Origin of the sequence: Bacillus sp. FSL R10-2780 (assembly GCF_038006125.1) — a bacterium.
Classification (GTDB): Bacteria; Bacillota; Bacilli; order Bacillales; family Bacillaceae_G; genus Bacillus_A; species Bacillus_A cereus_U.
Genome location: NZ_JBBOUQ010000001.1, coordinates 4,568,793 through 4,592,495, shown reverse-complemented (window position 1 = coordinate 4,592,495; position 23,703 = coordinate 4,568,793). Strand labels below are relative to the sequence as shown.

The following is a 23,703-nucleotide window of genomic DNA, read 5'->3' as shown; positions in this document are numbered from 1 at the left end:
AGCTTTCCGCTTCTCTTTTTTTTATTAAAAGTCAGTTAATAACTTTTCTTTTAGTTCACCTACATCTAACGGTCTCGCATAATAAAAACCTTGTACAAAGTCGCAACCCATTGATTTTAATAAACTTTCTTGTTCTACCGTTTCTACCCCTTCAGCAACCACTAATAAATTTAAACTATGGGCAATTTCAATAACTGATTTTACAATCGTTCGCTCTGGCTGTGCGTGATCATAATGAAACTCACGAATAAAATTACGATCAATTTTCACAATATCAAGTGGTAGTTTTTTTAAATAATATAATGAGGAATATCCTGTTCCGAAATCGTCTAAAGCGATTAAAATCCCCATACTTCTTAATTCTTGTAATGTAGCAATAATATAATCAAAATGACGTACAGCTATACTTTCTGTTATTTCTAATATTAAACGATTTGGTGGAAATCCTGTTCGCTTCAATATACTACGAACAGATAAAATAAAGCGCTTTTGCATCAATTGTTGTATTGATAAATTAACAGATAACTTCAGTCCCTCTTGATACTCTGGCAAAGTTTTAAACAATCGACATGACTTTTCTAGTACCCAGTCTCCTAGTTTTATAATAAGTCCACACTCTTCAGCTACAGGTATAAATTCACTTGGTGAAATAGGACCTTCTTCTGTCTTACAGCGTACTAAAGCCTCAATACCAGTACATTTCTTTGTTTTCAAATCAATAATGGGCTGTAATGCCACTTTTAATTCTTCGTCACGAATTGCTTTTTGCAAAGCAAACTCTATTTTCATTCTACGATTTATTTTCGCACGTAATTCATCTGTAAAGAAGCACGCCCCATTTCTTCCTTGCTCTTTCGCACTATACATGGCTAAATCTGAATTTTTCAATAATGTTTCAACGTCTTTTCCATCTTGCGGATAGGAACAAAGTCCTAGACTGGCTGAAATATATACTTCATGACCTTCCAGCATAAATGGTGCTTGAAAGCATGACAACACATATGTCGCTAACTGCCTCATCTCATCTTGTGTATGTTTTTTTGTTAATAGTACAAATTCATCTCCACCAAGCCTAGCCAGAACATCTTTATCTCCTAGTACATAATGCAATCGGGAAGCGACTTCACTTAAAAGTAAATCTCCTATCATATGACCTAACGTATCATTCACTAATTTAAAGCGATCTAAATCAAAGTAAATCATGCCAAACTCTATTTTCTCTGCGATCATCTTATTTACAGTCGTAATTAACTGTAAACGGTTTGGTAAACTTGTTAACGCATCATGATAAGCAAGTTCCCTATAACGACTTTCGCTTAATCGTAATCTTTGCTCTGCTTCTTTCCTACTACTTATATCATTTCGAATTGCAATAAATTGATAGGGTTCTCCCTTTTCATTTAAAAATGGAACAATTGTTGTTTTAACCCAATAATACGTACCATCTTTTGCTTGATTTCGAATTTCCCCCGTCCAGACTTTTCCACTCAAAATACGCTTCCATAGGATTTGAAAAAATGCTTTCGGATGATATCTGGAATTTAAAATACGGTGATCTTTTCCTATTAACTCTTCTCTTTTATATTTTGAGATTTTACAAAATTTATCATTCACATATGTAATAAGACCATTTCGGTCTGTAATAGCAACAATTGAAGACTCATCTAATGCTAATTTTAAATCTTGCAATGAAGAGTCATATAATGCATGACCTCTTTGTTCTAGCATGCGCACCTCTCCTTGCTTCCTATCTGACTAAAACACAATTCGTTTCTCTTCATAGAAATAGAGATATTTCATTTTCTAACAATATGCCTTTACATAAAGTGAAACTTTAATCAGTGGGGGTTTTGTCCATCCCCCACTGATTATTAGCCTTCACCAATCGGGCTTTTACGGGCAGTTATCTCCCACCTAACTTCCTCGCATTCACCGAATTTTGAGGTGGGAGTCTTACTGCCCGTTAATGCGGGATAAATCACAAATTTTTTCTAAATAGGCCGATTAAAATAACATAATATTATTTATAAAAAAAAGCAATATGGTGCTGTTTTAATTATAGTAGAAGCTTCTCATCTCTCTGCTTATCTAAGCTTATTATACAGTATTCTCTTACATTCTTTGAATTTGTAAAGTGACAATTCCATCAATATTAGCCTCTACTCCCTACTAATATAGCCTCACACCTAATCTCTTTTATGTCATGAAATCTTAAGATGTAAATCTAGCTGCCGATACATAATGAAATAGAGATTAGTATACAAAATACAACGATTCACGAATAATAATATAAGGTGAAACTTTCATCAGTGGGGGTTTTGTCCATCCCCACTGATTATTAGCCTTCACCAATCGGGCTTTTACGGGCAGTTATCTCCCACCTAACTTCCTCGCATTCGCCGAATTTTGAGGTGGGAGTCTTACTGCCCGTTAATGCGGGATAAAATCAAAATTTGCATTTAATATACTGTATTACAATAACAAAATATTAACATATTTTCACCTTAATTTTGGAAGTATTTTATAAATAAATTATTAAACTAAAAAAAGAGGATATCCTCTTTTTTTAGTTTAATAATTTGGATACGGTATTTGCTGATAACCTGGGTATGGTGCCGGATATGGTGCTGGGTAAGTTACTGGATACGGCGCTGGGTAATATCCCCCACCACTAGCTGCACCTGTTAACGCTCCAGCTGTAAGTCCTCCTAATACTCCACCAGCAAAACTTCCTGGAAAGAATCCTCCGCCCCACGAGCCGCCACCCCAGCTGCCGCCCCAGCCGCCGCCGTGATGGTGGTGATGATGATCATAATGATTGTGTCCACCGTGATGATTCCGATCATATCCTCCATAATTTCCATTATAGTTCATTTTTCTTCCTCTCCTTTTAGCATATAGTTCTGCCTCTCTTTTATATGTGGAATAATAAGGATTCTACTGATAATCCGTATAGTATGGAGTATCTGAATAATATGGATAACCATATCCGCCATAACCAAACGCAGGACTAAGTAAAGCCCCTGCTACAAATCCAGGAAAGAATCCTCCGCCAAAAAATGGAAAATGCCCAAAACTCCCATGAAATCCGCCATGTCCGAACCCTCCAACTGGACGACCATACATTTTATTCATCCCCTTTTCTATATAAAAATGTAATAATATACTGTATGTAGGACAAATGCGGAAAGCATGGGGAAAATGTCTATATTTTGTAAAAAAAACAAAACACTTTATAATAAGAATGTCAGATTACACCTTTTATATAAGAAGTCTATATTTAAGAAAGATTAGAGGAATTTTATAGAAATGAAGAAGCCTATCGTTCAATTATTATTAATATTTACAATCGTATCTATCGTTCTTTTCCTATTAAATACATCGGTTATTTCGTTATATACGTTTGTTGGTGCTCTATGGTCCATCACAATCGTAGGAATTTCATTCGTTATTTTTATCGAAAACAGGTCTCCTCAAAGTACCTTAGCGTGGTTTTTAGTATTAGCACTTCTTCCTGTTGTAGGTGTGCTTTTATACTCCCTCTTCGGTCGTAGCCGTTGGAGAAGAAAAAAACATCTTCATCGTTCAGAAGAACAAAGAAAATTATTCCGTGAAATATTAGAAGGAAGACGACTAGAACTTTCTCTTACAGTTCCATTACATGAGCGTTCTATCCATTTAACAGAAGTAGTACAAAAATTCGGAGGCGGTCCTGCCGCAGATAGAACGACTACAAAACTTTTAACAAACGGAGATCAAACATTTTCAGAAATTCTGCACGCTATTGAGCATGCAAAACACCATATACATATTCAATACTATATTTATAAAGCCGATGAGATTGGTACAAAAGTTCGGGATGCTTTAATAAAGAAGGCAAAATCCGGGGTTATTGTACGCTTCCTTTATGATGGACTCGGAAGTAACACGTTAAGAAGACGATTTTTACAGCCTATGAAAGAAGCTGGAATTGAAATTGTGGAATTTGATCCTATTTTTTCAGCTTGGTTACTTGAAACAGTCAATTATCGTAACCATCGTAAAATTGTTATTGTAGATGGAGAAATTGGATTTACTGGAGGACTCAACGTCGGTGACGAATATCTCGGCCGTTCAAAGAAATTTCCCGTTTGGCGTGATAGTCATTTAAAAATAGAAGGAAAAGCATTATATAAATTACAAGCAATCTTTCTAGAAGATTGGCTCTATGCCTCTAGTGGTTTAAGTAACTATTCTTGGGATCAATTTATGAATGTACAATACTTCCCTGGTAAAGAAATTTCGAATGCAGAAGGTGCTGTTCAAATTGTAGCAAGTGGACCAAGCTCAGATGATAAAAGTATTCGTAATACATTACTAGCTGTTATGGGCTCTGCCAAAAAATCTATTTGGATTGCTACACCATACTTTATTCCCGATCAAGAAACTTTAACATTATTACGCTTAAGTGCAATATCTGGCATAGATGTACGCATTTTATATCCAGGTAAAAGTGATAGTATTATTAGTGATCAAGCATCTCAATCCTATTTCACTCCACTTTTAAAAGCTGGTGCTTCCATTTACAGTTATAAAGATGGTTTTATGCATGCGAAAATTGTACTCGTTGATGATAAGATCGCAACAATTGGAACAGCAAATATGGATGTACGTAGCTTTGAATTAAATTATGAAATTATTAGTGTACTTTATGAATCAGAAACCGTTCATGATATTAAACATGATTTTGAAGAAGACTTTAAGCATTCCACTGAAATTAAATGGAACTCGTTCCAAAAAAGAAGTATCAAAAAACGAATATTAGAGTCTTTCATGCGACTCATTTCTCCTTTGCTATAAGCAATCAATATAATATTGATTGCTTTTTCTTTTACATTTCCCCTCTCTCCTTTTCTTTGCATACCATATTAAAACAAGTTATCATAAGATGTATTACTTTATGAAAATAATGTTAGGTGGGAAATACATGTTAGAACAATTTCATATACATGCTGATTTAAAACAACAGCTCTCAGCCATTCACGAAAAGAATAAACAAGAAGCTGGCGAAAATGCACATTTAATTGGAAAGAAAGTATATAAAGCATCTGATAAAAGCATCATCGAAGATGCTATTACAGCACTTCTTCTTGGTAAAAACATTCTATTAAAGGGACCTACTGGTAGTGGTAAAACAGTACTAGCGGAAACTCTTTCTTCTTTATTCCAAAAACCAATGCATAGCATTAACTGTTCTGTCGACTTAGATGTAGAAGGTATTTTAGGATACAACACATTACAAACAAAAGAGGGTGCATCTGAAGTTACATTCGTTAATGGTCCTCTTATGAAGGCAATGAAGAACGGTCATTTCTTATATATTGATGAAATCAATATGGCAAAACCTGAAACATTACCACTTCTTCATGGTGCGTTAGATTATCGTAAAATGATTACAAACCCATTTACACAAGAAGTTGTATACGGTGATGACGAATATCGCGTAATCGCTGCGATTAACGAAGGTTATGTTGGGACAAGTGAACTAAACGAAGCGTTAAAAAACCGTTTCGTTATTATTGAAGTTCCTTACATTCAAGGTGATACATTAAAAGAACTATTACTATCTGAATCAAAATTAAATGATGTTGCAACAATTGAAAAGTTCGTTGCATTCGCAAGCGATCTTATGCCTTTAGCTCGTGATGGACGCGTAAGTGAAGAAGCAGCTAGTATTCGTGGCATTATCGATGCATGTGATTTAGGTGTATATATTCCTGTTATGCGTGCAATTGAACGTAGTATTATCGCAAAATTAAACGATGAAACAGAACAAATGACTGTCCGTGAATTAGCAGAAAGTTATTTCTTTGAGGAATAATTCATGAGACAAATTTTTAGTGACAAAAAAATTGATGCGTCGCTGTTTCTACAAATGGAAAACTTAATGTATGCTCTTCTAAAAGAAGACGATGCCTATCTTGAGTATGGCTATAAAGCATACTACGACGAAATTGAAAAAAAGGTTGTCATTAGTCACTTTTGGGATGATCGAAAAGAAGAGGATACAGTAATCGGATTAAAAAGCGAAGTGTTCTTAAAGGCACTTGGTAATAAACATTACTCGGACATGACTTTAATTCGTTCTTATGCGATTGAATTACAAGAATCGCCTCTAAAAAAGTTTTTAACACAATTATTTGTTCTATTAGAAGATTTACGTGTTGAGGAAATCGTCAAAAATTTACGTCCTGGCACAAAACACATTTTTAAACGCCGAAAAGAAATGTATCGCAATTACTTTGGCTCACAAAATGAAATAAATCGTGTTCGTAACTATCACGGTGACCGTCTATTTTGTCTATGCTATCTTTCATTAACGAGTGATAAATATGAAATGTTTAATAATGAATATTTCGAGCAAATTGAATCAATTTTGCATGAAACATTCCAAGCCCGTAATACGGAAGATATTATGTATATCGTTGAGAAAATTCGCTATCGCTTAGAAGGGCTTCTTGAAAGTGATATGCTTAATAATTATTTCGGACATGCCCCGCTTTATTTATCTGTTATTGCAGATGAGAAAGACAGTCGCGCTGAAAAATTAGCAAATGATGATACGCAGCTCCTAGATGACGATGATAACAAAAACAAAATGGATGAAAGCTTCTCGACATGGCACCGTGAAAATAAAAACAATGAAAACGAGAACTTTTTACGCTTTGAATTAGAAAGCGGAACAAAAACAAATATGATGGGTGATACTGCTCGTGAATCAGAAGATGGTGACCAAGCACTTGGTTCTGTACAAGGTACTTCCCAAAAAAGTACACAATCTAACTTTGATGGTGCTGATACAGAGGAAGCAAGAGCGTCTCATGCTTCTAGCCAAAACGACGGCGCATACGGAAAGTATAATGTGGGAGCTTCTCATACATTTAAAGAAGCTCGCAAATCAAATCCTGATGAGAAAAAAGATTACCAAGCTATCAAATCAGTCGTTAATAAAGATGTAAAAGAATTAAAGAAAATCATCGAAAAAACAATTGAAAACAAAACGAATGCAAATAGTGATAAATATTACGGAAGACTTCGTAAGAAATTCCTTCGTATTTATACTGAAAAGCAGCCGCGTATGTTTTATAAAAAAGGACAAGAATCTCAAGAATTAGACGTTGCATTCCAACTATTAGTGGACTGCTCTGGTTCTATGTATAACAAAATGGAAGAAACGAAGAAGAGTGTGGTCCTATTCCATGAAGCTTTAAAATCTTTAAAAATCCCGCACGCTATTAGCGGATTTTGGGAAGATGCTTCTAGTGCTAAACCTGAAGATAAACCGAACGTTATCCATGAAGTAGTGACATATAAAAACTCAACGTTACCAAACGTCGGTCCAGAGATTATGCAACTTCGCGAAGAAGAAGATAACCGCGACGGGTATATTATTCGTATCGTTTCTGAAAAGCTTGCGAAAAGACCAGAAAAACATAAATTCTTACTTGTCTTTACAGACGGTGAACCTTCTGCACTAGACTATCAACAAGACGGAATTTTAGATACGCACGAAGCAGTCAAACTTGCTCGTAAAAGTGGTATGGAAGTAATCGGCATCTTTATCGAAGAAGGCGAAGCAAAAGAAGCGACTTATCAACTAATGAAAAACATTTATAACCATCACTTCTTAGTTGCAAATCATGCTGAAGATTTACGCCTGAAGATTAAACCATTGTTGAAGAAACTATTACTGAAGACGATTGAATAAAAAAACAGGAGCCACGAGGCTCCTGTTTTTCTTCGTTAACTTACTTTGTTTCTGGTTGAAACTTGTATGGAATGGAAACTTCTAATAATAATTCGAACCCTCCATCGTAGTATGGGAATCGCTCATTCGCGATTTTTCTATCTACCCACTCGATTGCGGAAATTTCTCCTTCATCTTCTGCACCAAGTTCACCTGTTACTACATTTGCTCGGAATGTAAAAAATAATGCATGATGTCCTTTCTCTTCAAAAAACTTCTCATTTAATGCGACAAGTCCACTGAGTGCAGCAGTTAAACCTGTCTCTTCTTTCACTTCTCTTACTAGTGCTTCCTCTAACATTTCACCTTTTTCAACTGCCCCGCCCGGTAGTGACCAAACGTTTTGTTCTACATTATGTACCATTAATATTTTATCTTTTTCGCTATCGTATATTAGTGCATATACAACATCAACTCTTTGCATGTTGCTTTTCTCCCTTCCTAAAATAATTAAGAGCCGATTCCTAAGAATCAGCTCTTCCTATTAATTCATCACTAACTCATCTGCAAGCTTTTTTTTTAACTTAGCAAGCATGTCAGTTGTCATTTTGTCTAAATCATATTCTGCTTTAAAGCCCCACTCTTTCATTGCTGCAGTTGCATCAATAGAGTTTGGCCAGCTATCAGCGATCGTTTGACGAGCAGGGTCTACAGCGTAATCCATTGTAAAGTTCGGGATGTGTTTACGAATTGATGCTGCAATTTGCTCTGGTTCAAAGCTCATTGCTGTAATGTTAAATGCATTTCTATGCACGAGTTTACTTGAATCAGCTTCCATTAATGAAATGATCGCTTGTAAAGCATCTGGCATATACATCATATCCATGTATGTTCCTTCAGCAATGTATGAGGTGTATGTACCTTTTTTAATCGCCTCATAATAAATTTCAACTGCATAATCAGTTGTTCCGCCTCCTGGAGGAGCTACGTAAGAAATTAAGCCTGGGAAACGTACGCCGCGCGTATCAACGCCGAACTTTTGATGATAATAATCACATAGTAATTCTCCTGCTACTTTGTTTACCCCATACATTGTAGTAGGACGTTGAATTGTATCTTGTGGTGTATTATCTTTTGGCGTTGATGGACCAAATGCACCGATAGAACTTGGCGTGAAAAACTTACAGTTTAATTCACGTGCTGCTTCTAATGCATTTACAAGTCCGCCCATATTTAAATTCCAAGCAAATAACGGATTTTTTTCTGCAGTTGCTGAAAGTAAAGCCGCTAAATGAATAATTGTATCTACTTCATTACGCTTTGCAATATCATGTAATTTTTGTCCATCTGTTACATCTAACGTTTCAAATGGACCAGACGTTACCACTTCACTATCTGTTTCACGAATATCTGTTGCAATAACATTTGATGCGCCGTATACATCACGAAGTTTCATTACTAGTTCAGAACCAATTTGCCCTAAAGAACCGGTTACTAGAATTTTTTTCATTTTTCCCACTCCTCATTTGCAAGCTATTCAAAAGATGTCGTTAATTAAATGATACCCATTTCTTTCCCTACTTTTTCATACTTACGAATTGCTTCATCTAACATTTCTTTCGTATGAGCTGCTGTAGGCATATTACGAACGCGTCCCATTCCTTTTGCTACGGTTGGGAATACGATAGATTTTGCGTATACGCCTTCTTCATTTAGACGTTTACTAAATTCTTGCGTTAATACTTCATCACCAATAATACAAGGTGTAATTGGTGTTTCACTTTCTCCAATGTTAAAGCCAAGTTCTTTTAACCCTTGTTTTAAATAGCGACCATTTTCCCATAAACGATCGTGTAACTCTGTGCTTTCCATTAAAATTTCAATTGATCTCATACAAGCAGCTGCATCAGCTGGTGTTAAAGCTGTTGAGAATAAGAATGGACGTGAACGCACTTTTAACCAATCGATTAAGTTTTGTTTTCCAGCTACATATCCACCAATTACCCCAATTGCTTTTGATAATGTACCAATTTGGAAATCAACTTTATCAGAAAGACCGAAATGTTTTACAGTACCTGCACCTTTGCCAAGTACACCTGAACCGTGTGCATCATCTACATATGTCATTAAATCCAGCTCTTCTGCAATTTCAACAATCTCTGGTAATTTTGCAATATCTCCATCCATTGAGAAAACACCGTCTGTAATAACCATTAATTTATTATAAAGACCTGATTCTTTTGCCTCGATTGCTTTTTTGCGTAAATCTTCCATATCAGAATGCTTATAAACGATGATTTTCGCTCTTGATAGACGACTACCATCAATAATAGATGCATGGTTTAATTCATCTGAAAGAATCGCATCATTTTTATCCATAACAGCTGAAATCGCTGCCATATTACAGTTAAATCCTGATTGATAAGCAATTGCTGCTTCTGTATGCTTAAACTTTGCAATTGTTTCTTCTAATTTGATATGCAAATCTAAAGTACCATTAATTGTACGAACAGCTCCTGCTCCAACGCCGTACTTATGAATTGCACCAATTGCTGCTTCTTGTAAGCGATTATCAGTTGCTAATCCAAGATAGTTGTTTGAAGATAAGTTAATATATTCTTTTCCACTAATTGTAATAATCGGTCCATTTGGACTTTCAAGCGGATCAATTACGTTATAAAGCCCCTTTGATTTTAAATCCTCTAAATTTTCTTCTAAAAAGTTTGCAAGTGTTTTACTAGACATCGTGAAGCCTCCCATCGTTCATGTAAGCGGATTAATATCTCAATAATTCCAATAATCCCTCTACTAGCTTAACACGTTTTCGAAATTTGTTATAGAAAAATAGTTTAAAGAAAACGCTTACAGTTTTAGATTATATATTATTGAGTAAAAGAAATCTATTATTTACTTTTCGAATTTGATAGAATTAAAAAAATATTTAAGGAGGCTTCAAACATGGCATTTACTGAATCTGATATATATAATAACGAATCGTTTTTAGAACAATATATGAAGCGAAGATATCGAGAAAATAGCCCAAACGAAGTACTTGAAAAACCAGCATTCTTTCAGCTCATTGGTAATGTACAAGGAAAACAAATTCTCGATTTAGGCTGTGGTGATGCTAAATTCGGCGAAGAATTATTAGAAAATGGATGCCTCTCTTACACTGGCATTGAAGGCTCCGAGCTTATGTATGAAAAAGCTAGTAAGCACCTAGAAAATAAAAATGGATCTGTTCATTTTATAAACCTCAAAGACTATACCTATCCTCCTTCTACTTTTGATTTAGTAACATCTAGACTCGCCTTACATTATATTGAACATCTTGATATCATTTTTCAAAATGTGTTTCAAACTTTAAAAACAAACGGGACCTTTACCTTTAGCGTTCAACATCCCGTTATTACCTCTTCGTTTGCAAGCTTACAAACAAGTTGTAAAAGAACTAGCTGGCTCGTCGATGATTATTTCAAAACGGGGAAACGAGTTGAGCCGTGGATTGATCAAGAAGTTATTAAATATCATCGGACAACGGAAGAATATTTTACATTATTACAACAAGCCGGATTTACCATTACAAACTTAAAAGAAGCCACACCAAATCAAAAATATTTTCAGGGTAAAGAAGAATATGAACGTCGCTTACGTATTCCCCTTTTCCTACTATTTTCTTGCAAAAAATAAAAAAAACGATGAATTGCTCATCGTTTTTTTATTATCTCATCGCCTGAACAGCTTCTTTACGTACACTTCTTCCTCTTCCATGTGGAATACAGAGCGGTGTTCCAAATAACGGATCAGCGCTTATTTGACACTCCATACGGAATACATCACGAACTAACTTTTGATCAACAACTTCTTCTGGTTTACCTTGCGCATATATTTGTTTATCCTGAATAGCTACAATATTGTCTGCATAACGGCATGCCAAGTTCAAATCATGCAATACCATAACAATCGTTCTTTTCTCTGTTTCATTTAATTCGAATAATAAATCTAACACTTCAATTTGGTGAGTCATATCTAAATATGTAGTTGGCTCATCCAGTAAAATAATATCGGTATCTTGTGCAAGGGTCATTGCAATCCAAGCACGTTGACGTTGTCCACCTGAAAGAGCATGAACATCACGCTCAGCAAATTCTGTCATACCCGTTGCCGCAAGCGCTTTTTGTACCATTTCCTCATCTTTTTCTGACCACTGCTTCAGCCATGTTTGATATGGATAACGTCCTTGCTTAACAAGTTGCAATACTGTAAGTCCTTCTGGCGCTTGTGGACCTTGCGGTAAAATCGCCATTTGACGAGCAATTTGCTTCGTTTGCATACTTTGAATTGCTTGATTATCTAACAAAATGTCACCGGTTGTTGGCTTTAATAATCTAGCTAGTGAACGTAATAAAGTTGATTTCCCACAACCGTTAGAACCGATGAAGATTGTAATTTCCCCTTTTGGAATTTCTAAATTCAGCTCATCAATAATAATTGTTTCACCATACGACAGCGTCAAGCGTTTCGTCTCCAATGCTTTTTGCATATTCATCTCCCTTTATGAATTCCGACTTTTATAAAGTAAATAAATAAAATAAGGTGCACCAATTGCTGATGTAAATACCCCTGCTGGAATTTCAAGTGGTGTGAAAACTGTACGCCCAATTAAATCTGCAGCAAGTACTAAAATTGCACCGATAATCGCCGCAACTGGGAGCAATGCACCGTAGAAAGAGCCAACTAACCTTCGTGAAATATGAGGTGCCATTAAACCAACAAATCCAATTCCTCCTGCAAAGGCAACTGCCCCGCCAATTAAAGCTGTACTAAGTAACAACATAAATACACGCGACTTCGTTAAAGGAACACCAAGTCCCACTGCTATATCATCCCCTAGCTCTTGTGCATTTAAATGTCTCGCAGCGATAAATGATATTACCGTTAAAATGAGAACCCAAGGCGCAAGTACCATAACATTTTGCCATGAAGAACCATAAACAGTACCTGTAATCCATACATTCGCTTGACTCGCTTGATAAATTGGGGCTAACAACATAAATAAAGTCGTTGCCGCTTTCGTTAATGCCCAAAATCCAACACCAATTAAAACAAGACTAATCGGTGATAACCCGTCATTTCTCCATGCAAATAAATATACAAAAAACGCAACAATCGTCGCACCAGCAAAAGCTGCGAGCGGCATATAATGAATGCTTACTGTTAGCGCATTATTTTTATCACTAAATATCGCTAAAAAGAGTACAACTGCAACACTTGCACCACCTGTGATTCCAATGATATCAGGAGAAGCAAGTGGATTTCGAACGAGCCCTTGTAAAATACATCCTGCTACAGCAAGTGCGATTCCTACAAGAATAGCAATTAAAATACGTGGCATACGAAACTTATTTACAACCATATTTGACATCTCATCGCCATTTCCGGTAATCGCTTGCCATACATCATAAGGAGCAATTTTCATATCGCCCATCCCTGCACTGGCAAAAAATAATCCTATTAAAATAGCTAGTAAACTTAATAAGACTAGAATAGCTCGTTTATACATTAAAAACGAGAACCCATCTTTTCCTATACGAAACGGAATATACTTCTTCATTTGCTAAGCCCTCTCTTACGTGCAATATAAATAAAGAATGGGGCTCCGATAAATGCTGTCATAACCCCTACTGGTACTTCTTGTGGCATAATGACATATCTTGCTGCTATATCAGCCAAGATTAGTAGTATTGCACCTAACAAGCCGCTATAGGGTACTCTCCATCTGTGATCAACTCCAACAAGAGATCTAGCAAAATGCGGAGTAACAATTCCAATAAATCCTATTGGGCCAGCAACCGCAACTGAACCACCAGACAACAGTACAATAATAAGTAGTACGAATGATTTCATTAAAATTATTCGTTGTCCAAGTCCTTTCGCGACGTCTTCTCCCATCATCAATGTATTTACTTTCCCTGCCATCATAAGAGATGCAATCCAACCTACTAATAAATACGGGAATACAGATTGTAAAATTTCTAACTTTCTCCCTTGTACAGATCCAGCAAGCCAAAATAAAACTTCTTCCAGCGCCTTTTCATTTAATACAAGTAACCCTTGTGTTAATGATGAAAACAAAGCACTTATCGCTACACCCGCTAATGTTAACTTGAGCGGGGTTGTCCCTTCTTTTCCTAAAGAACTAGAAGCGAATACTAGTACTGCTGCAACTGCCGTTCCTAAAAAGGCAATCCAAGTGAAAGCTGATAATGATGTAACGGAAAAAATCACAATTGCTACAACTATGAAGAAAGCAGCACCTGAATTTAATCCAATAAAATCTGGAGAAGCAAGTGGGTTCTTTGTTAAAGTTTGCATTAAACAACCCGCTATGGCTAAACTAGCACCAACACTGGCTGCAATTAGTGCCCTTGGTAGGCGCACATTTTGAATAATAATATGTTCATTTGAACCATTAAAATGGAAAAAAGCATCTAACGCTAATTTCCAACTCGTATTTGTATATCCGAAAATAATACTTCCCCAAATACAAATAACGACTGCAATGATCCCAACAAATAATCCAATCCATTTTGCTTGATTTGTTTTTAATAACATGCAGCGTTTCCCCTTCAATGTATAATGATACGTTGTTAGTTTATTTCAACTTAATTCGCATTGTCAATAAAACTGATAATCATTTTCAGTGATATATATTGACAACCGAGCAGCAAAGTTTTAATATCATGCTTGCAATTGAAAAATTTTCTCAACATGTAGGGGGTACATAATGAATTTCATGAAAAAGAAATCGTTTACAGTATTTGTATTTCTACTAGCATTTTCACTGCTTTTAAGTGCTTGTGGAAAGTCAAATAACAAAGAAGAAGCAACAAAAGAAGATAATAAAAAAGAAATGATTACGGTTGAACACGCAATGGGTAAAACAGAAGTTCCTGCTAATCCAAAACGTGTCGTTATTTTAACGAATGAAGGAACTGAAGCTTTACTTGAATTAGGTGTGAAACCAGTTGGTGCTGTAAAGTCTTGGACTGGTGATCCGTGGTATCCACATATTAAGGACAAAATGAAAGATGTAAAAGTTGTTGGCGACGAAGGACAAGTTAACGTTGAAACAATTGCTTCTTTAAAACCAGATTTAATTATCGGTAACAAAATGCGTCACGAAAAAGTATATGAGCAACTAAAAGCAATCGCACCTACTGTGTTCTCTGAAACATTACGCGGTGAATGGAAAGATAACTTCAAATTTTATGCGAAAGCATTAAATAAAGAAAAAGAAGGTCAAAAGGTTTTAGCTGATTACGAATCACGTATGAAAGATTTAAAAGGCAAACTTGGCGATAAAGTAAATCAAGAAATTTCTATGGTACGTTTTATGCCTGGTGATGTTCGTATTTATCATGGTGATACATTCTCTGGTGTTATTTTAAAAGAACTTGGATTTAAACGTCCTGGTGATCAAAATAAAAATGATTTCGCAGAACGTAACGTATCTAAAGAACGTATTTCAGCAATGGATGGCGATGTATTATTCTACTTCACATTCGATAAAGGAAATGAGAAAAAAGGCTCTGAACTAGAAAAAGAATATATAAATGATCCTCTATTTAAAAATTTAAATGCAGTGAAGAATGGTAAAGCATACAAAGTTGACGACGTTATTTGGAATACAGCTGGTGGTGTAATGGCTGCTAACCTACTATTAGATGATATCGAAAAACGCTTTGTTAAATAATATTTTTCTAACCAGCTCCCCTTCTATGGAGCTGGTTATTTTTCATTTTATTTAAATTTCACATTATTTCATTTTGTATTTTTATTCCCAATATGTTATATTATAAAAGTAAATAAAATATTTTTTCTCTATATCAGAATAGATTTTTTAATCTAAATTTTCTGATTAATCACTATTTTATTTTCTTTTAGAATTCAATTATTACATTTGAAAACGCTTATTATCTTGTTTTCAGGGAAAAATACAATAACGGTTGAAGAAAAATAGATTTTTTTAGAAATTTTCTTGCTATTTCCATATAATTCTATTGACTTCTAAATATTTTGTGAATTAAAATAATTACATAAATATCCGTTATACAGGATTAGGGGGAAACAAAAATGGATGCAGCTTTAAAATTAGAAAAAGCTGGAGAACAACAATCACCAAAAAAACATCCACCAGGATTATATTTGTTGTTCTTAACAGAAATGTGGGAAAGATTTAGTTATTATGGAATGCGTGGCCTTTTAGTTCTTTATTTAACAACTGCTGCTGTTAGTGGCGGGTTAGGATTTGATAAGGCAGTTGCAGTGCAATTATATGGTACTTTTACAGCGGCAGTATATTTCATGCCAATTATAGGCGGATGGCTAACTGATCATTATATTACAAGACGTCATGCCATTACTCTCGGCGGAATTATTATGGCGATTGGTAACTTTGTACTATTCTCCATGAATACAAAAACAGGACTATTACTTGGATTAGTACTATTAGTTATTGGTAATGGATTCTTTAAACCAAATATTTCTACACTGTTAGGTGAATTGTATGACGAAAATGATTCACGTCGTGACAGTGCATTTACTATCTTCTATATGGGTATTAACGTAGGTGCTTTCTTCGCTCCACTTATTTGTGGATTTTTAGCAGAAGATTTCTTTAAAACAAGCGTTGATGGCGTTATGGTTATGGGATATAAATACGGATTCTTAGCAGCTTGTATCGGTATGATTATTGGCCAAATTGTTTTCAACTTATTAGCTCCTCGCTACCTTGGTACAGCAGGAACAACAGTTGTTGGTAAAAAAACAAAAAATCAACCTGCAACTGAAAAGAAACCTTTAACAAAACAAGAAAAAAATCGCACTTGGGCAATTGTAATTTTAACTTGTTTCGTTGTATTCTTCTGGGCAGGATTTGAACAAGCTGGTAGTTCTTTAACACTTTATACAGATAAATTCGTAGATCGTACAATTTTCGGATGGGAAGTTCCAACATCTTGGTTCCAATCAGTTAACCCAGCATTCATCGTACTACTTGCACCATTCGTATCTATGCTATGGTTAAAACTTTCTAAATCAAAGCGTGGCGATTTAAAAGTACCAACAAAAATGGCATTTGGTATGATTTTACTAGGTATAGGTTACCTTGTTTTAACATTAGCGGTTCTAAAAACTGGAAGTAATGAAGCTGATATAACTGTTAAAGCAAACTTATTATTCATCGTTATCACTTATATGTTCCATACAATTGGCGAACTATTCTTATCACCAATCGGTCTATCAATGGTAAGTGCAATTGCACCTGTTAAATTAGCATCATTACTAATGGGTGTATGGTTAGCTGGTTCAGGTATGGCTAACTGGTTAGCTGGTAAGCTTGCTTCCTTTACACAATCATTAGGCTATCTTGAAGTATTTGCAAGTATCGGTATTATCGTTATCGTCCTAGGATTTGTACTTCTTCTCTGCTCTAAAAAAGTTGCAAGTATGATGGAATAACACAAAAAAGACGCTTCTACAATTAGAAGCGTCTTTTCTATTACATCTCTTCTAAAGCCGTCACATCCACGTGAACGCTCTCTCCTGGATTGGATATGTCATACACTTGAGCACTCCCCTTCTGCTCATCACAGCTCTCAATCCATACGGGGACTCCCTCATATGTAACATCAATTCTACTTGAAGAAGATAATATCTGTTTCACACGTTTTACATCCATTATATTGTTCCTCCTTTGGCTTACAACACTCCTTTCTATCTTTTCATATCCCTTCAGAATATATTCCGTCAATTTAGTACTTCAACCGATAGTTTGTTTGTTTCTCACGCGCTAATATATACGCTCTCAAATCTTCCTATTATTACATCCTTTCCAAATAAAAAAAGACGTATATTTCACACGTCTTTTTTCCATAATATTCAAAAATTAAGAAAATAATGTTTTTACTACTTCACTTACTTTATCGTTATGAATTTGATAGTACACTTCTAACCCGCGTCTCTCAAAGCGTACTACTTTATTTTGTTTTAATTTCGTTAAATGCTGCGAAACAGTTGATTGCGGAATTTCTAATACCTCTTGTAATTGTGTTACATTACATGTTCCACGCTGCATTAGTTCCATTACTAAACGTAGACGCAATGGATGAGCTAATGCTCTTAACATCTGTACGTCTTCTTCTGAAATACGACAGTCAAATTGGTTTTGGTTCATAAAATTCCCCTCATTTTCGTTTTTTATTTTCTTTATTATTTATTTATATATCTGTTCTTATATTTCCTGTTACGACATAACTTTATCAACCTATAATGCTGAGAAAATTTTCCGACTTTTATCAGCACACAGTTCAAGAAAAAATCCCACCTGATTTTGAATATTATACTATATGATACAATAAAAAAGCAAAACAAAGGGATCGCAATACTTTGCTTACAAACGTTGTTTTATCAGGCTTTTTGTTATATTTTCACCTCACTGAAATGTACAGTAATGATATTGTAAAATATCGTCTATAATTGATAACCTATCGTAAAGTAATTTGACCATATTTAACCACTTTGTTACGATAAAAAGGAAATTTAAGTAAGGAGGATGATGTAATATTAAAAAATGGTTTATTATTGCGTTAATTAGCATTGCGGTTAGCTGGACTATTATCGATCACTTCCTATTAGACAACAAAGAAGATATAGCTTCAAAATCAAACACCCCAGTTGGAACTGAAGTTGGCAATGTTGCCCTCAATTTCCTTCTGGAAACAACCACTGGTCAAGAAGTTCGCCTTACAGACTATAAAGGAAAAAAAGTAATATTGAATTTTTGGGCAAGCTGGTGTGGTCCATGCAAAATAGAAATGCCTGATATGGAAAAGTTTTATCATGATACTAAAGATATGGGGATTGAAATTGTCGCTGTAAATGCGACAGCTACTGAAAAAGACCCGAACAATGTAAAACAATTTCTTGAAGAAAACAAATATACCTTCCCCGTCCTATTAGATCAGAAAGGACAGGCAAGTGCCGCATATCAAATCATCAGCATTCCAACATCTTTTGTCATCGATACAAACGGTGTCATTCAATATAAGCATGTAGGACCAATGACATATGAAAAAATGAAAGAATATGTAAATAATTTATAAAAGCGTATTCAAATCAATTTGATTACGCTTTTTGTCCACTTTATGAACAAAATGTTACTTTTAACACTATTATGGAATAATTATACTTTTTCACGTTGACAATAGTGTTGAAGGAGAATATACTAAGCATGTAAGTTGATTGTGAATAGTTTCACAAATAATGTGAATTTCTTCACATATAAATAGATAGGAGTTGTCATCATTATGAGTACTTGGACACAAATTTATGACCCGTTAAACAACATTTGGTTATCTGCACTAATCGCTGCACTCCCAATTTTTTGCTTCATTATTTGTTTAGTGGGATTCAAAATGAAAGGTTATATCGCTGGTCTCTATAGTGTAATTGTAGCTATTATTCTTGCAATATTTGTTTATAAAATGCCAGCAACTATGGCCGTAGCATCTGCCGGATTTGGTGTTTTATCTGGATTTTATCCAATTTGTACTATCGTTATCGCAGCTATTTTCCTTTACAAATTAACTGTTAAAACAGAACAATTCAATGTCATTCGTGATAGTATTTCAAGCATTACAAATGATCAACGTTTACAAGTATTATTAATTGCTTATTCTTTCGGTGCTTTCTTAGAAGGCGCAGCTGGTTTCGGTGTTCCAGTTGCTATTACAGCAGCATTACTTGTAGGTATGGGCTTTAATCCATTAAAAGCAGCAGGTATTTGCTTAGTAGCTAATATCGCTGGTGGCGCTATGGGTGCTATGGGTATTCCAGTTACAGTACCTGCACAATTAACTCAAATTGATGCATTAACTGTCGGTCGTCAAACTGTTTATATTTTACCATTCATTAGCATTGTTTTACCTTTCTTACTTGTTTCAATGGTCGATGGAATTAAAGGTATTAAAGAAACTTGGCAAGGTATTCTTGTAAGTGGTGTTTCTTTCGCAATTACTCAATTCCTTGTAACTTATTTCTTAGGTGCAGAACTTACTAATATTTTCGCAGCCGTTGTAAGTATGGTCTCTCTTGCATTATTCTTACGTGTGTGGCAACCAAAATCTTCTGCTAAAGAAGAAAAACAAGAAGAAAAAGAATCTCATACATTCAATCAAATTTTATATGCTTGGTCTCCATTCGTATTCTTAACTGCATTTGTAACAATCTTTAATTTAAAACCAATTAAAGCTTTATTTGCTCCGGATGGTCCATTAGCAAACTTAGTATTTAACATTCAATTCCCTGGTCTTCATAATGCGGTTATGAAAACTGCACCAATTACAAAGGCTGATACACCTTTCGCAGCTATTTTCAAACTAGATGTATTCTCTTCTACAACTACTGCGATTGTATTAGCAATTATCGTTTCACTTATCGTCTACCGCGTAAACGGCAAAATGATTAAAGAATTAATGATCGAAACAATAAAAGAATTAAAAGTTCCAGTATATACAATTTGTAGCGTTATCGCTTTAGCTTACGTAGAGAACTACTCTGGTATGTCATCTACACTTGGACTTGCATTCTCTTCTACAGGAAATGCATTCCCAGTTCTTTCTCCAATTTTAGGATGGATTGGCGTATTCATTACAGGTTCAGTCGTATCAAGTGGTTCATTATTCGCACCACTTCAAGCAGTAACTGCCGATCAGTTAAACCTCGTTCCATCTACTCTCGTTTCATTAAACGTAGTTGGTGGTACAATCGCAAAAATGGTTTCACCACAATCTGTAGCAGTTGCTTGTGCAGCAGTTGGACTAGTTGGTCAAGAATCTGCCTTATTTAAAACAGTGATGAAATATAGTTTAATCTTCTTAGCTATTATTAGCTTACTTCAACTTAACTCTGTATTTAATATCTTTTAAAATAAAACACCGATCCCTATATAAGGGGGATCGGTGTTTTATTTTATACTTTTTTATTTTTTAATAAAGATGCACCAGCAATTTCAGGATGCGTCATTTCGTATGGGTCCAAAATAATATCAAGCTCTTCTGCTGTAAGTACACCATGTTCTAAGCATAGCTCCCTAACAGACTTTCCTGTCGCAATTGCTTCACGTGCAATGCGAGAAGCTGCTTCATAACCAATATGAGGGTTCACTGCTGTAATAACTCCAACACTTTTTTCAACATATTGCTTAAGCAACTCTTCATTCGCTGTAATTCCTTTAATACAATATTCACGGAATACACGGAATCCATTGTTCATAATACTGATGGATTGAATTAAATTAAATACTAATACCGGCTCCATTACATTTAACTCTAATTGTCCAGCTTCTGACGCTAAGCAAATGGTATGGTCATTTCCAATTACTTGGAAAGCAACTTGGTTAATTACTTCTGCCATAACTGGATTTACTTTACCCGGCATAATAGATGAACCTGGTTGACGAGCTGGTAATTGGATTTCCGCCAATCCAACACGTGGACCAGACGCCATAATACGAAGGTCATTTGCAATTTTAGACATATTCATCATACATACTTTTAGTGATGCAGATACTTCTGTATACGCATCTGTGTTTTGCGTCGCATCAACTAAGTGCTCTGCACCAACAAGAGGGAAACCACTAAAAGTTCGTAAATGCTTCACAACTTGTTCTATATAAGTAGGGTTTGCATTTAATCCCGTACCAACAGCTGTCGCACCCATATTAACTTCGTATAAATGTTGACGAGACTGTTTAATTCTTTTTATATCACGCTCTAGCACTCTGCTATATGCTTCGAATTCTTGCCCAAGGCGAATTGGAACTGCATCTTGCAAATGTGTACGCCCCATTTTAATGACGTGATCAAACTCTTTTGCTTTATCATGAAAAGCAGAGTGAAGTTCTTCCATTGTAACAAGAAGTTCTTCTAGCATCATAAGAGTTGCAATATGAATCCCAGTTGGGAACGCATCATTTGTTGATTGGGCCATGTTCACATGAGTATTTGGGCTAATTTTCGCATATTCACCTTTTTCGTATCCCATACGTTCTAACGCTCTATTAGCAATTACTTCATTAGTATTCATATTAATTGAAGTACCTGCTCCACCCTGAATTGGGTCTACAATAAATTGATCATGGAACTTTCCATCCATAATCTCTTGTGCAGCTTCTGCAATTTCTTGCCCGATATCTTTAGCTAAGTAACCTGTATCTATATTCGCAAGCGCTGCCGCTTTCTTTACAATTGCCATTGCCGTAATGAGTGACGGATGAATGCGGTATCCTGTAATAGGAAAGTTTTCTACGGCACGTAATGTTTGTACACCATAATAAGCTAAACTCGGTACTTCCTTTTCACCTAAAAAATCTTTTTCTATACGTATATCCTTCGTTGCTATCATTTTTCATCACCTATACTTTTCATTCTAAATCCTTATCTAAAGAATTCGCCCTATAAAATACGAGTATCATTAAAAGAATTCTTCAGTATCCACCTTCACTATATAGCACCCTTTTTTGAAAGCGCAAACATTTATTTTTCTATATATACTTTTTATTAAAGTTTATATAATAGAAAATCCATTCATTCTTCTACTTTCTTTATTTCAACTCGCTTAATTTGATGCATATCCTTTTCAAGAACTTTAAAAGAAAAGCCGTGTTTCTCAATAATATCCCCCTCAGCAACGATTTGCTTTTGTACCATAATCCAACCACCAATTGTATCAACATCATCAGCGACCAAATGTATGCCAAATAAATCATTTACTTCGCTAATAAGCACTTTCCCCTCTACAATTTTACACACTTCACTTATATGTTCTATAGGTGGATGCTCATCTTCATCGTATTCATCTCGGATTTCTCCAACAATTTCTTCTAAAATATCTTCCAATGTAACAATCCCTGCTGTGCCACCATATTCATCATATAATACAGCTAATGGAATGCGCCTTCTTTGCATTTGCAATAGTAAATCATGGATTGGGATATTTTCTAACACTTCAATAACTGGACGTGTATATGGTGTAATCGAACACTCTTCATCTCGATTACCATCCATATAACGAATAAATAAGTCCTTTACATTAACCATCCCAATAATTTCATCTTTATCTTCACCAAATACTGGATATCTCGTATATTTTTCTTGTGCGATTACTTTAATATGTGTCTCAAAAGGCTCATCTTCATATAAACCAACAACTTCAGTACGAGGTACCATGATTTCCTTTGCTACCCTGTTATCAAATTCAAAGATGTTATTTACATATTTAAATTCAGTTTGATTAATCTCGCCACTTTCATAACTCTCAGACAAGATTAATCTTAGTTCCTCCTCAGAATGCGCAACTTCATGTTCAGAAGCCGGATGTAAACCAAATAAGCCTGTCACAAATCGCGCAGAGCCATTTAAAGCCCAAATAAATGGATACATAACTCGGTAAAAATAAATAATGGGCTTTGATAATAATAAGCTAACTTGCTCTGCTTTTTGGATTGCAAAAGTCTTTGGAGCGAGTTCACCAATTACAACATGTAAAAACGTAATAACTGCAAATGCAATAATAAATGAAACTGTACTTGCAATTGCAGGAGATAAATCCAATTTTAAAAACAGCGGTTCGAGTAAATGTTTAATCGTCGGTTCTCCTAACCACCCGAGCCCTAAAGCAGTAATCGTAATTCCTAACTGACATGCAGATAAATACTCATCTAAATTTGAAGTTACTTTTTTAGCTGCCAATGCGCCTCGTCTTTTTTCACTAACAAGTTGATCGATACGACTGCTACGCACCTTTATAATTGCAAACTCTACAGCTACAAAGAAACCTGTCAGCGCAATAAGAACAGCTACCATCAATAATTTTAAAATATCCACATATGTCCTTTAGCTTTTCTTAGCTAAAGT

Annotated in this window: 21 protein-coding genes; 8 read left to right on the top strand and 13 right to left on the bottom strand. The window is 35.2% G+C overall.

Going from position 1 to position 23,703, the window contains the following annotated elements; all coding sequences use genetic code 11:
- Positions 1-24: 24 nt before the first annotated feature.
- From NSQ47_RS23795 to NSQ47_RS23785, 3 genes are all read right to left on the bottom strand, one after another.
- Positions 25-1,728, bottom strand: coding sequence for a putative bifunctional diguanylate cyclase/phosphodiesterase (locus NSQ47_RS23795; RefSeq protein ID WP_341038098.1), 1,704 nt, complete (start codon positions 1,726-1,728; stop codon positions 25-27).
- Positions 1,729-2,571: 843 nt separating this feature from the next.
- On the bottom strand, positions 2,572-2,874 hold the full coding sequence (locus NSQ47_RS23790) for a hypothetical protein (RefSeq protein WP_341038097.1): 303 nt from the start codon (positions 2,872-2,874) through the stop codon (positions 2,572-2,574).
- Between the two features lie 63 nt (positions 2,875-2,937).
- Complete coding sequence (locus NSQ47_RS23785; protein WP_341038096.1) at positions 2,938-3,126, bottom strand: hypothetical protein; 189 nt, start codon at positions 3,124-3,126, stop codon at positions 2,938-2,940.
- Between the two features lie 183 nt (positions 3,127-3,309).
- On the opposite strand from NSQ47_RS23785, the gene NSQ47_RS23780 reads away from it, so the two are divergent.
- The 3 genes from NSQ47_RS23780 to NSQ47_RS23770 all read left to right on the top strand — a co-directional run bounded on the left by NSQ47_RS23780 (position 3,310) and on the right by NSQ47_RS23770 (position 7,747).
- A complete protein-coding gene (locus NSQ47_RS23780) occupies positions 3,310-4,839 on the top strand; it encodes a cardiolipin synthase (RefSeq protein WP_078173843.1) in 1,530 nt (509 codons plus the stop codon).
- Positions 4,840-4,966: 127 nt separating this feature from the next.
- Positions 4,967-5,860 carry an ATP-binding protein gene (locus NSQ47_RS23775; protein ID WP_341038095.1) on the top strand — a complete coding sequence of 298 codons (894 nt, stop codon included), beginning with the start codon at positions 4,967-4,969 and terminating at the stop codon, positions 5,858-5,860.
- Between the two features lie 3 nt (positions 5,861-5,863).
- Positions 5,864-7,747: a vWA domain-containing protein gene (locus NSQ47_RS23770; RefSeq protein ID WP_002114034.1), complete on the top strand. Its 1,884-nt coding sequence runs from the start codon at positions 5,864-5,866 to the stop codon at positions 7,745-7,747.
- 40 nt (positions 7,748-7,787) lie between these two features.
- On the opposite strand, the gene NSQ47_RS23765 is transcribed toward NSQ47_RS23770, so the two are convergent.
- From NSQ47_RS23765 to NSQ47_RS23755, 3 genes are read right to left on the bottom strand one after another with little or no spacing between them, the layout of a single operon-like run.
- Positions 7,788-8,210, bottom strand: a complete 423-nt coding sequence (locus tag NSQ47_RS23765; protein ID WP_078173846.1) for an NUDIX hydrolase — start codon at positions 8,208-8,210, stop codon at positions 7,788-7,790.
- 60 nt (positions 8,211-8,270) lie between these two features.
- Positions 8,271-9,236, bottom strand: a complete 966-nt coding sequence (locus NSQ47_RS23760; protein ID WP_078173847.1) for an L-threonine 3-dehydrogenase — start codon at positions 9,234-9,236, stop codon at positions 8,271-8,273.
- 44 nt (positions 9,237-9,280) lie between these two features.
- Positions 9,281-10,471: a glycine C-acetyltransferase gene (locus tag NSQ47_RS23755; RefSeq protein ID WP_078180279.1), complete on the bottom strand. Its 1,191-nt coding sequence runs from the start codon at positions 10,469-10,471 to the stop codon at positions 9,281-9,283.
- 213 nt (positions 10,472-10,684) lie between these two features.
- On the opposite strand from NSQ47_RS23755, the gene NSQ47_RS23750 reads away from it, so the two are divergent.
- On the top strand, positions 10,685-11,416 hold the full coding sequence (locus tag NSQ47_RS23750) for a class I SAM-dependent methyltransferase (protein ID WP_088077467.1): 732 nt from the start codon (positions 10,685-10,687) through the stop codon (positions 11,414-11,416).
- Between the two features lie 31 nt (positions 11,417-11,447).
- Here the strand turns inward: NSQ47_RS23750 and NSQ47_RS23745 are convergent, their stop codons facing one another.
- The 3 genes from NSQ47_RS23745 to NSQ47_RS23735 are packed head-to-tail and all read right to left on the bottom strand — an operon-like array spanning position 11,448 to position 14,341.
- Entirely contained in the window at positions 11,448-12,269 is an 822-nt protein-coding gene (locus NSQ47_RS23745) for an ABC transporter ATP-binding protein (protein WP_002114020.1), read from the bottom strand.
- 12 nt (positions 12,270-12,281) lie between these two features.
- Entirely contained in the window at positions 12,282-13,340 is a 1,059-nt protein-coding gene (locus tag NSQ47_RS23740; protein WP_002114017.1) for a FecCD family ABC transporter permease, read from the bottom strand.
- A complete protein-coding gene (locus tag NSQ47_RS23735) occupies positions 13,337-14,341 on the bottom strand; it encodes a FecCD family ABC transporter permease (RefSeq protein ID WP_341038094.1) in 1,005 nt (334 codons plus the stop codon). The genes NSQ47_RS23740 and NSQ47_RS23735 overlap by 4 nt, the downstream gene beginning before the upstream one ends.
- Positions 14,342-14,513: 172 nt before the next feature.
- Here NSQ47_RS23735 and NSQ47_RS23730 point away from each other — a divergent pair, with 172 nt between their 5' ends.
- Together NSQ47_RS23730 and NSQ47_RS23725 are read left to right on the top strand one after the other, a co-directional pair.
- The gene (locus NSQ47_RS23730; RefSeq protein ID WP_016103511.1) at positions 14,514-15,482 is read left to right on the top strand and encodes an ABC transporter substrate-binding protein; all 969 of its coding nucleotides are present in this window, start codon (positions 14,514-14,516) and stop codon (positions 15,480-15,482) included.
- A 380-nt stretch (positions 15,483-15,862) separates the two neighbouring features.
- Complete coding sequence (locus NSQ47_RS23725; RefSeq protein ID WP_002169176.1) at positions 15,863-17,248, top strand: peptide MFS transporter; 1,386 nt, start codon at positions 15,863-15,865, stop codon at positions 17,246-17,248.
- A gap of 40 nt (positions 17,249-17,288) precedes the next feature.
- Here the strand turns inward: NSQ47_RS23725 and NSQ47_RS23720 are convergent, their stop codons facing one another.
- Both NSQ47_RS23720 and NSQ47_RS23715 read right to left on the bottom strand, forming a co-directional pair.
- Positions 17,289-17,468: an acid-soluble spore protein H gene (locus NSQ47_RS23720; RefSeq protein WP_215598089.1), complete on the bottom strand. Its 180-nt coding sequence runs from the start codon at positions 17,466-17,468 to the stop codon at positions 17,289-17,291.
- A 207-nt stretch (positions 17,469-17,675) separates the two neighbouring features.
- Positions 17,676-17,963: an ArsR/SmtB family transcription factor gene (locus NSQ47_RS23715; protein ID WP_001075217.1), complete on the bottom strand. Its 288-nt coding sequence runs from the start codon at positions 17,961-17,963 to the stop codon at positions 17,676-17,678.
- 388 nt (positions 17,964-18,351) lie between these two features.
- Between NSQ47_RS23715 and NSQ47_RS23710 the strand changes: the two genes are divergently transcribed.
- Positions 18,352-18,891: a redoxin domain-containing protein gene (locus NSQ47_RS23710; protein ID WP_307839164.1), complete on the top strand. Its 540-nt coding sequence runs from the start codon at positions 18,352-18,354 to the stop codon at positions 18,889-18,891.
- A 204-nt stretch (positions 18,892-19,095) separates the two neighbouring features.
- The gene (locus NSQ47_RS23705) at positions 19,096-20,715 is read left to right on the top strand and encodes an L-lactate permease (protein ID WP_078173855.1); all 1,620 of its coding nucleotides are present in this window, start codon (positions 19,096-19,098) and stop codon (positions 20,713-20,715) included.
- Between the two features lie 43 nt (positions 20,716-20,758).
- Here the strand turns inward: NSQ47_RS23705 and aspA are convergent, their stop codons facing one another.
- Positions 20,759-22,192, bottom strand: coding sequence for an aspartate ammonia-lyase (gene aspA, locus NSQ47_RS23700; protein WP_078173856.1), 1,434 nt, complete (start codon positions 22,190-22,192; stop codon positions 20,759-20,761).
- 182 nt (positions 22,193-22,374) lie between these two features.
- Positions 22,375-23,673: a hemolysin family protein gene (locus NSQ47_RS23695; RefSeq protein ID WP_002159325.1), complete on the bottom strand. Its 1,299-nt coding sequence runs from the start codon at positions 23,671-23,673 to the stop codon at positions 22,375-22,377.
- Positions 23,674-23,703: the final 30 nt, after the last annotated feature.